The sequence below is a fragment of the Methylobacterium sp. 22177 genome (genome assembly GCF_052045615.1).
Lineage (GTDB): Bacteria > Pseudomonadota > Alphaproteobacteria > Rhizobiales > Beijerinckiaceae > Methylobacterium > Methylobacterium radiotolerans.
The window spans coordinates 1-2,380 of sequence record NZ_JBQEPK010000097.1 but is presented as its reverse complement, the minus strand read 5'-3'; the positions used below and the strand labels follow the sequence as shown (position 1 = coordinate 2,380).

1 protein-coding gene and 1 pseudogene are annotated in these 2,380 nt (G+C 64.2%); one reads left to right on the top strand and one right to left on the bottom strand.

Annotated elements, in window-relative coordinates:
* Nucleotides 1-313 precede the first annotated feature (313 nt).
* On the top strand, nucleotides 314-859 hold the full coding sequence (locus ACTJK8_RS32005; RefSeq protein WP_440763178.1) for a recombinase family protein: 546 nt from the start codon (nucleotides 314-316) through the stop codon (nucleotides 857-859).
* 345 nt (nucleotides 860-1,204) lie between these two features.
* Here the strand turns inward: ACTJK8_RS32005 and ACTJK8_RS32000 are convergent.
* Nucleotides 1,205-2,380, bottom strand: a pseudogene (locus ACTJK8_RS32000) (IS3 family transposase); the annotation flags it as partial.

Below are 2,380 nucleotides of genomic sequence, written 5' to 3'. Positions count from 1 at the left end.
CGTTTCCATCGGACGACCATGGTCGGACGGAGGCTGCACATACGGTCACGCTAGCGTAGAGCGTGAGACAAGGCAATCGTCAGTCACGATCTGCGAAGAGAGCTGGCCCCTCATCGTCTCGGAGAAGACATTGGGCAAGTCCGCCGCTGATCGGCTTGAGCTCGCCACTGTGACGCCGTTCCCGGGGCAAGGGCCGAGAGTCGGTGGCTTACCACTCCGGAGGCGGTGCGAAACTCAAGACATTTGCACCAGCAGGATACCCGCTGAAATCATTGCCCTTTTTTGTTGCATATATCCGGTGCATAATAGCGGCATGATTTACGGCTATGCGCGGGTATCGACGGACGGGCAGGACCTGGCCGTACAGCGAGGGCAACTCGAAGCCGCTGGCTGCGCCCGCATCTTCTCCGACACCTTCACCGGCACGACGACGGACCGCCCTCAGCTCAAGCGGCTGATGAAGGCGCTCGCCCCCGGCGATCTAGTCATCACACCGGCCGCCGACCGGCTGGCCCGCGATCCAACCGACCTGCTCGTGCTGGCGAGGGAGATGCAGCAGGCAGGGGCCGCGATGCGGTCCCTGGCCGAACCCTACATCGACACAGCAGGCGACTTCGCGGAAGTCGTGCTGGCGATTTTGGGCGTGACTGCCAAGCTCGAACGGCGGCGCATGCTCGATCGGACCACGCACGGTCATGTCGCTGCAAAGGCACGCGGTGTCCGATACGGTCGCAAGCCCAAGCTGACGCCGCACCAGCAGCAGGAAGCTCTACAGCGCAAGACGGCAGGCGAGCCGGTGCGAGTGATCGCGCGGAGCTATAACGTCAGTCACAGCACGATTTCGCGCTTAACGTCATGAGGGCGGCACGGCAATAATATGGATTACCAACTAATATCGGAAGAAGAATACGGAAATATTCCAGACGAAGATGATAAATGCTTTGTCGAATTCGAGGCTATATGCCGCCGAAGTATGACGCGTATGATAGATCAAAATACAACCAACGATTTCGATACGGCCGTACGCGAGCAATACATCTCAGCAGTTTACGCAGTTGCCATGGAATGCCACATCGAGGGCATAGATCGACCTGACGTTTCCGAAGATTTTTTCAGAGGTTTTAGCGCATTCAGCCTTCAAGTTCAGGGAGCTGTGGCGCGTATTCGCATCAGACGGCGCGGCGATCGTCACTGTTGTTGCCCCCTAAAGACCGGACAGGGTCTCCTGGGTTGATCGGGTGATGAACTCGCGCGGCGAGCGGTAGCCGAGCGCGCGATGAGGATGAAGGTCGTTATAGTGCGCCAGCCAAACGGGGAGCTGGCGCAGCACGCTCTCGGCGTCCGGTAGCACCGAGACACGCACGTAGTCGCGTTTCAAGGTTCGCACGAACGCTTCGGCCATGCCGTTGCTCTGCGGGCTCTCCAGCGGCGTCGTCTTTGGTATCAAGCCGAGTTCGCGGGCGAAGCGGCGCGTGTCGCGGGCGACGTAGCAACTGCCGTTGTCAGTCAGCCACTCGATCAGGCTCGGTAGCTGGTTGACCGCCCCGAAGCGATGCTCGACGGCCGCCACCATCAGGTCGCGGACGTCCTCGCCCGTGATGCCCGCCGTGGTCGCCACGTAGCTCATCGCTTCCCGATCGCAGCAATCGAGCGCGAAGGCGACCCGCACACGCTCACCGTTCTCTGCTGCGATCTCCAGCCCGTCCGAGCAGAGGGCATCCCACCCGGTCGGAGACCGGGCGGGGACCCGCCCAGCGCGTGTTGCGCGTGGCCACCGCCACCTTGCCCTCGTGACGGCGCGTCTCGGCTCCGCCCACATGTCGCTGCAGCAGGAGACCGTGCACCTTCATGACCCGGTAGACCCGCTTGGCGTTCGGTGCGGGCCGACCGTCCCGCTCGGCCTGCCGGCGCAGAAGGGCATGGACGCGCCGATAGCCGTAGGTCGGCAGATCGGCGATGAGCGCCTGGATCGCGCCGAGCAACGCGGCGTCGGGTGCAGGCGGACGGCCGCGTCGGCCCCTGGGCTTCCAGGCGGGGGAGGCCTGCCTGGACGAGGCGAGGTGCGGGCGTGACACGCTCAAAGCTGCGGCCACAGCGCTCACCGGCCGTCCCCCGGCCACGAGGTCACGCGCGAGGGCAACTTTTTGGGGGCGGCGACCCGCTCCATCGCCTCGCGCAGGATCTCGGTCTCAAGCGTCTTCTTGCCCAGGAGCCGCTGCAGCTCACGGATCTGCTGCTGGGCAGCCCGCAGCTCGGAGGCTGGCACCACCTCCCCGCCGGCACCGGCGGCCGTGAACGCGCCGCGCTCCATCAGCCGACGCCACGTGAACAGCTGGTTGGCGTTCAGCCCGTGGCGGCGGGCGACGAGCGAGACGGACTG